The organism is Streptomyces sp. NPDC043876, assembly GCF_056435825.1.
Genome location: NZ_JBWKDV010000013.1, coordinates 196,624 through 203,782, shown reverse-complemented (window position 1 = coordinate 203,782; position 7,159 = coordinate 196,624). Strand labels below are relative to the sequence as shown.

The following is a 7,159-nucleotide window of genomic DNA, read 5'->3' as shown; positions in this document are numbered from 1 at the left end:
CGGGCGGAGCCCGGGGCGGCCCGCCAGGGCCGTTGTCCCCTGCGGGGCTCCTGGGGCTCCGCCCCAGACCCCGCGCCTCAAACGCCGGCGAGGCTAAATTCGCCCGGCGAGGCCGGATTTGCCCGGCAAGGCTGGATGGTGCCCGGCGGGACTGAAGCGCGCACCGGGGGGCCGGCCGGGTGGACCTTGGCCGGAATGGGGTTCTTGTGCGGGGGTGGTGGGGGGATGTGACATGGACCCGTCATGTCCGCCGTCCCTGCGGCGGCGTGCGCGACGCACCCACGCACCGCCCCACCCCCCACGAAAGGCAGCGTGCCGACTGTGTTGCAGACCAAGAACGTCACCCGCCTGATCCGCCGTACCCTCGCCGTCGCGGCGGTCGCCCTCGCGGCCGTCAGCCTCCAGCCCGGCGCGGCCAGCGCCGACCCGACCCCCGTCGTCGGCGGAACCCGCGCCGCCCAGGGCGAGTTCCCCTTCATGGTCCGTCTCTCCATGGGCTGCGGCGGCGCCCTCTACAGCTCGCAGATCGTGCTGACCGCCGCCCACTGCGTCGACGGATCCGGCAGCAACACCTCCATCACCGCCACCGCCGGAGTCGTCGACCTCAACAGCTCCAGCGCCGTCAAGGTCAGGTCCACCAAGGTCCTCCAGGCCCCCGGTTACAACGGCAAGGGCAAGGACTGGGCCCTCATCAAGCTCGCCAAGCCCATCAACCAGCCCACCCTCAAGATCGCCGACACCACCGCCTACAACAACGGCACCTTCACCGTCGCGGGCTGGGGCGCCACCCGTGAGGGCGGCGGCCAGCAGCGCTACCTGATGAAGGCCACCGTCCCCTTCGTCTCGGACGCCGCCTGCCAGGCCGCCTACGGCAGCGACCTGGTCCCCGGTGACGAGATCTGCGCCGGCTTCGACCAGGGCGGCGTCGACACCTGCCAGGGCGACTCCGGCGGCCCGATGTTCCGCCGCGACGACGCCGGAGCATGGATCCAGGTCGGCATCGTGAGCTGGGGCGAGGGCTGTGCCCGCCGCGGTTACCCCGGTGTCTACAGCGAGGTGTCCACCTTCGCCTCCGCGATCCGCGCCGCCGCCGCCACGCTCTGACCCCGTCCCGTCGACCTCCCCGTCCTTCCGGCCGCGCGGGACGCGGCCGCAAGGACGGGGGCCCCGGGCCCGTACGCACGGAGCCGTCTCACAGGCCGAGCGGCCGCAGACCGGGCCCCACCAGCCACGTAAGCTCGGGAACCATGACGAACGAGAACGTCCGCGAGGAACTGGCGCGGCTGCGGGACAGCATCGACAACATCGACGCGGCCGTGGTGCACATGCTCGCCGAGCGGTTCAAGTGCACCCAGCAGGTCGGCCACCTCAAGGCCAGGCACCAGCTGCCGCCCGCCGACCCGAACCGCGAGGCCAGCCAGATCGCCCGGCTCCGCCAGCTCGCCGAGAACGCCAAGCTCGACCCTGCCTTCGCCGAGAAGCTGCTCAACTTCATCATCGCCGAGGTGATCCGCCACCACGAGACGATCGCCGCGGGCGAGGACACCGAGGCGTAGGCCGGGCCGCATGCGGGGCCCGTCCGCCCCGACCCGTTCCGCGGGCGCCCGTACCGGCCCTTTGGCACGCGGCGCCGTTTTGGCAGCATGGGGCGCATGTCCGCACTGACGCGCAACGAAGCGCAGACCCGAGCCGCCCTCCTCGACGTCCACCACTACGCCGTCGCCCTCGACCTCACGCGGGGCGACGAGACCTTCGACTCCACCACCGTCATCCGGTTCAGCGCCCGCGCCGCCGGTGACACCTTCGTGGAGCTGAAGCCGGAGGAACTGCGCTCCGCCGCGCTCGACGGCAGCCCGCTCGACCCCGCCGCCCTGACCGGCAACCGGCTCCCGCTCACCGGGCTCACCGAGGGCCCCCACGAGCTGCGCGTCGAGGCGGTGATGCGGTACTCGCGCACGGGCGAGGGACTGCACCGCTTCACCGACCCCGCGGACGGGGAGACGTACGTCTACAGCCAGATGTTCCTGGACGACGTGCAGCGCGTCCTGCCCGCCTTCGACCAGCCCGACCTCAAGGCCGTCTTCGAGTTCACCGTCACCGCGCCCGCCCACTGGAGCGTCATCGCGAACGGGACCACCGAGCGGACCGGGGAACGCGCAGGGGACGGCGCCGGAATCTGGACGTCCGCGCCCACCCCCGTCATCTCCACCTACCTCGCCGCGATCGCCGCGGGCCCCTGGCACACCGTCCGCACCGAGCACGCCGGGCTGCCCTTCGCCGTGCACTGCCGCCGGTCCCTGGCCCCCCACCTGGACGCCGACGCCGAGGAGATCCTCGGCATCACCACGGCCTGCTACGACCGCTACCACGAGAAGTTCACCGAGCCGTACCCCTTCGACTCCTACGACCAGGCCTTCGTCCCCGAGTTCAACGCGGGCGCCATGGAGAACCCGGGTCTGGTCACCTTCCGCGACGAGTACATCTACCGCTCCGCCGTCACCGACACCGAACGCCAGTGGCGCGCCGTGGTCATCGCCCACGAGATGGCCCACATGTGGTTCGGCGACCTCGTCACCCTGCGCTGGTGGGACGACATCTGGCTGAACGAGTCCTTCGCCGAGTACATGGGCTACCAGATCCTCACCGAGGCGACCCGGTTCACCGGCGCCTGGACCGACTTCGGCCTCGCCCGCAAGGCCTGGGGCTACGACGCCGACCAGCGGCCCTCCACCCACCCCGTCGCCCCCGACCCGGAAGCCGTCCCCGACACGGCATCCGCCCTCCTCAACTTCGACGGCATCTCCTACGCCAAGGGTGCCTCCGCCCTGCGCCAGCTCGTCGCCTGGCTCGGCGAGAAGGACTTCCTCGCCGGCATCAACACCCATTTCCAGCGGCACAAGTTCGCCAACGCCTCCCTCGCGGACTTCGTGGACTCCCTCGCCGCCCACACCGACCGCGACGTCCACGCCTGGGCCGAGACCTGGCTGCGCACCACCGGCACCGACACCCTCGTCCCGCGCGTCGAGGACGGCGCCGGCGGCTGGACCCTCACCGTCGACCGGCAGGGCAGCCGCCCGCACCACATCGCCGTCGGCGCCTACGACGACGTACCCGGCGAGGACGGCGTACTGGAACGTCGCGAGCTCCTCGAACTCGACCTGCCCACCACCGAGGTCATCTCCGGCGCCGGTCCCCGCCCCGCCCTGATCCTCCTCAACGACGGCGACCTCGGCTACGCCAAGGTCCGCCTGGACCCCGGCTCCTGGGACACCGTGGTGCGCGCCCTCTCCGGCGTCCCCGACGCCCTGACCCGGAGCATCATCTGGAACGCCGCCCGCGACATGGTCCGCGACGGCGAACTCCCGCCCGCCGCCTACCTCGAAGCGGCCGCCGCCCACCTCCCGCACGAGGGCGACCTCGCCATCGTGCAGAGCGTCCTCGGCTTCGCCCGCGCCCACATCGCCGACCGCTACCTGCCCGCCGCGGACCGCGCCGGCGCGCTCGCCACCCTCACCGCCCTCACCCGCGCCCTGATCCGGCGCACCGAGGACGGCGCCGAACCCGGGCTGCGCCTGGCCTCCGTCCGCACCTTCATCGACAGCGCCACCCAGCCCGACACCATCGCCGCGTGGCTCGCCGACGGCACCGTCCCCGGCGGACCCGAACTCGACCCCGAACTGCGCTGGCGCGTCCTGGCCCGGCTCGCCGCCCTCGGCGCCGTCGGCGAGGACGCCATCGCGGCCGCGCTCGCCGACGACCCCAGCGCCACCGGCGAGGAAGGCGCCGCCCGCTGCCGCGCCGCCCTGCCCGACGCCGACACGAAGCAGGCCGCCTGGGACCGGATGTTCCACGACGACACGCTGTCCAACTACCTGTTCTCCGCCACCGCGCAGGGCTTCTGGCAGCCCGAACAGGCCGAACTCCTGCACGCCTACGTGCCCCGCTTCTACCCCGACGCCCTCGCCCTGACCGCCCGCCGCGGCCCCGCCATCGCCGAGGCCGTCGGCCGCTACGCCTTCCCCGTCCACGCCATCGACCAGGAGAACCTGCGCGCCGGACAGGACTGCCTGGACCACGGCGAGCCCATCCCGCTGCTCCGGCGCAAGCTCACCGACCAGCTCGACGACCTCGCGCGCGCCCTGCGGGTGCGGACCGCCCCGGTGGCCGACTGACGGCGGCCGAAAACCGCCCACGGGACAAACCCCGGCGGTTACCCCATTCGGGTCGGATCGTTGTCACGGGTGGGGGTCCGGCTGGTCCGGGCCCCGCGCCCCGCCCAGCTTCCGTGAGGACCCGCGTGACGAGCCGCACGACACCGCCGCCCGGCGCCCCGCCCCCGCTGCCCCCGCTCGCGGGCGGCAGCGGGGGCGCCGCCGCGCTGCGGCCCCTCCTCGACACCGTCCTCGACGCCCTCACCACCGGCGCCGCCGCCCGCGGCGGGCCCCTCCCCGCGGGCGGGCCCGACGCCGTCGCCGCCCGCGTCCGCGCCGCGCTGGGCGACGTACTGCCCGCGCACGGCCACGGCGACCACGAAGCCCTGCGCACCCTCGTCCACACCCTCGCCGAGGGCGCCGCCGACCCGGCCGACCCGCTGTGCGCGGCCCACCTGCACGGCCCGCCGCTCGCCGTCGCCGCCGCGGCCGACCTCGCCGCCAGCGCCCTGAACCCGTCCCTCGACTCATGGGACCAGGCCCCCGCCGCCTCGGTGGTCGAAGCGCTCCTGACCCGCGCCCTCGCCGCCGAGCTGTACGACACCCCGCACCCGGACGCCCTCGTCACCACCGGCGGCACCGAAGCCAACCAGCTCGCCCTGCTGCTGGCCCGTGAACACCACCGCCGCGCGGGCCCGCTGACCGTCCTGCACGGCGCCAACGCCCACCACTCCGTCCCCCGCGCCGCCTGGCTCCTCGGCCTCCCCCCGGCCACCGGCATCCCCACCCCCACCGGCACCCTGCACCCCGCCGACCTGGACGCGGCCCTGACCCGGGTCCGCCAGGAGCGCCCCGGGCCCGTCCTGGTCACCGCCACCGCGGGCACCACCGACGCCGGGCTCATCGACCCCCTGGACGCCCTCGCCGACGTCTGCGCCCGCCACGGCGCCGACCTCCACGTCGACGCGGCCTACGGCGGGCTCCTCGCCCTCAGCCCCCGCCACCGACACCTCCTGCACGGCCTCGGCCGCGCCCGGTCCCTCACCCTCGATCTGCACAAACTCGGCTGGCAGCCCGTCGCCGCCGGACTCCTCGCCGTCCCCGACACCGCCCTGCTGGCCCCCCTCGCCCACCAGGCCGACTACCTCAACGCCACCGACGACACCGAAGCGGGCCTGCCCGACCTGCTCGGCCGCTCCCTGCGCACCACCCGCCGGCCCGACGCCCTGAAGATCGCGGTCACCCTGCGCTCCCTGGGCCGCGACGGCCTCGCCCGGCTCATCGACGCCACCTGCGCCGTCGCCGCGGACTTCGCCCGCCTCGTGGAGGCCCACCCCGGTTTCGTCCTGCACGCCCCGCCCACCATCAGCACCGTCCTGTTCCGGCCGACCGACGCCGACGACGCCCGCCTCGCCGCGGTCCGCCGCACCCTCCTCCTCGACGGCCGCGCCGTCCTCGGCCGCGCCACGGCCGACGGCCGCCTCTGGCTCAAGGCCACCCTGCTCAACCCCCGCACCACCGCGGGGGACCTCGCCACCCTCCTGACCCTCCTGGAAGGCAGCACCCACCGATGACCGCTCCACTCGAAGCACCCCATGACCTCGTCGGAATCGGCATCGGCCCCTTCAACCTCTCCCTCGCCGCCCTCGCCCACGGACTCCAGCAGCACGAGTTCTCCGGCGGCCTCGCCACCGCCTTCTACGACCAGCGCCGCGACTTCGCCTGGCACCCCGGCCTCCTCATCGAAGGCGCCACCCTCCAGGTCCCCTTCCTCGCGGACCTCGTCACCCTCGCCGACCCGGCCAGCCCCTGGACGTTCCTGAACTACCTCAAGCACAAGGAACGCCTCTTCCCCTTCTACTTCGCCGAGCGCTTCCACATCCAGCGCGCCGAGTACGACGCCTACTGCCGCTGGGTCGCCGGGCAGCTGCCGGGCCTGCACTTCGGCCACCAGGTCGACGCCGTCCGCTGGAACCCCGAACGCGACCTCTTCGAGGTCGACTTCACCCAGGTCGACGCCGACGGCGAAGCCGAGGCCCTCGGCCGCACCTACACCCGCAACCTCGCGCTCGGCATCGGCACCGCGCCCTACGTCCCCGACCCCCTGCGCCCGCTCGCCGAAGCCCCCACCGTCCCGGTCGTGCACTCCGCCGAGTACCTCGACAACCGGCAGCGGATCCTCGGCGCGGAACACGTCACCGTCATCGGCTCGGGCCAGTCCGGCGCCGAGGTCTTCCTCGACCTGCTGCGCGCCCGCCCCGCCGGACGCGAACGCCTCACCTGGCTCGCCCGCACGCCCTCCTTCGCCCCCATGGAGTACTCCAAGCTGGGCCTGGAGCACTTCACCCCGGACTACACCCGCTACTTCCACGACCTGCCCGAGCCCGTACGGGACAAGCTGCTGCCCGCGCAGTGGCAGCTCCACAAGGGCATCGACGCCGACACCATCGCCGCCATCCACGACGAGCTGTACCGGCGGACCCTGCACGGCGGCTGGCCCGACGTCGTCCTCACCCCCGGGGTCAGCGTCCGCACCGCGGGCCGGGTCGCCACCACCAAGGTCGAACTCCACCTGGAACACCTGGAGCAGGGCACCCGCTCCCGGCTCACCACCGACGCCGTGGTCCTGGCCACCGGCTACCGGGAACGGCCGCTCGGGCAGCTCCTGGCCGGGCTCGACCCGTACCTGCGCAAGGACTCCTCCGGGCGCCCCCGGATCGACGACCGGTACCGGATGAAGCTCGACCCCACCGTCACCGGCACCGTCTTCGTGCAGAACGGCGAGCGCCACACCCACGGCGTCGGCGCCCCCGACCTCGGGCTCGCCGCCTGGCGCAGCGCCACCATCCTCAACACGCTCACGGGCAAGGACCCCTATCCGCTGCCCGCCCGCACCGCCTTCACGACCTTCGGCCTCGAACAGCGCGAAGCCGCCCGGCCGCGGGTGCCCGGCGCGCTGCTGCCGCTCGTGGAACACCCCTGAGACGGGGGCGGGGGTGGTTTCCGTT

General features: G+C 73.9%; 5 protein-coding genes. All 5 read left to right on the top strand.

All coding sequences use genetic code 11. The features are described 5' to 3' along the window. The first annotated feature begins 312 nt into the window (after nucleotides 1-312). The 5 genes from AC0693_RS33175 to AC0693_RS33155 all read left to right on the top strand — a co-directional run bounded on the left by AC0693_RS33175 (nucleotide 313) and on the right by AC0693_RS33155 (nucleotide 7,134). Entirely contained in the window at nucleotides 313-1,104 is a 792-nt protein-coding gene (locus AC0693_RS33175) for a serine protease (RefSeq protein ID WP_469318919.1), read from the top strand. A 143-nt stretch (nucleotides 1,105-1,247) separates the two neighbouring features. Beyond that, nucleotides 1,248-1,556 (top strand): chorismate mutase, encoded by a 309-nt coding sequence (locus tag AC0693_RS33170; protein WP_356413096.1) that lies wholly within the window; start codon nucleotides 1,248-1,250, stop codon nucleotides 1,554-1,556. 96 nt (nucleotides 1,557-1,652) lie between these two features. After that, nucleotides 1,653-4,172, top strand: coding sequence for an aminopeptidase N (gene pepN, locus AC0693_RS33165; protein WP_478803819.1), 2,520 nt, complete (start codon nucleotides 1,653-1,655; stop codon nucleotides 4,170-4,172). Nucleotides 4,173-4,297: 125 nt separating this feature from the next. Then, a complete protein-coding gene (locus tag AC0693_RS33160) occupies nucleotides 4,298-5,725 on the top strand; it encodes a pyridoxal phosphate-dependent decarboxylase family protein (protein WP_478803818.1) in 1,428 nt (475 codons plus the stop codon). Further along, nucleotides 5,722-7,134 (top strand): lysine N(6)-hydroxylase/L-ornithine N(5)-oxygenase family protein, encoded by a 1,413-nt coding sequence (locus AC0693_RS33155; protein WP_356413091.1) that lies wholly within the window; start codon nucleotides 5,722-5,724, stop codon nucleotides 7,132-7,134. The genes AC0693_RS33160 and AC0693_RS33155 overlap by 4 nt, the downstream gene beginning before the upstream one ends. Nucleotides 7,135-7,159 lie beyond the last annotated feature (25 nt).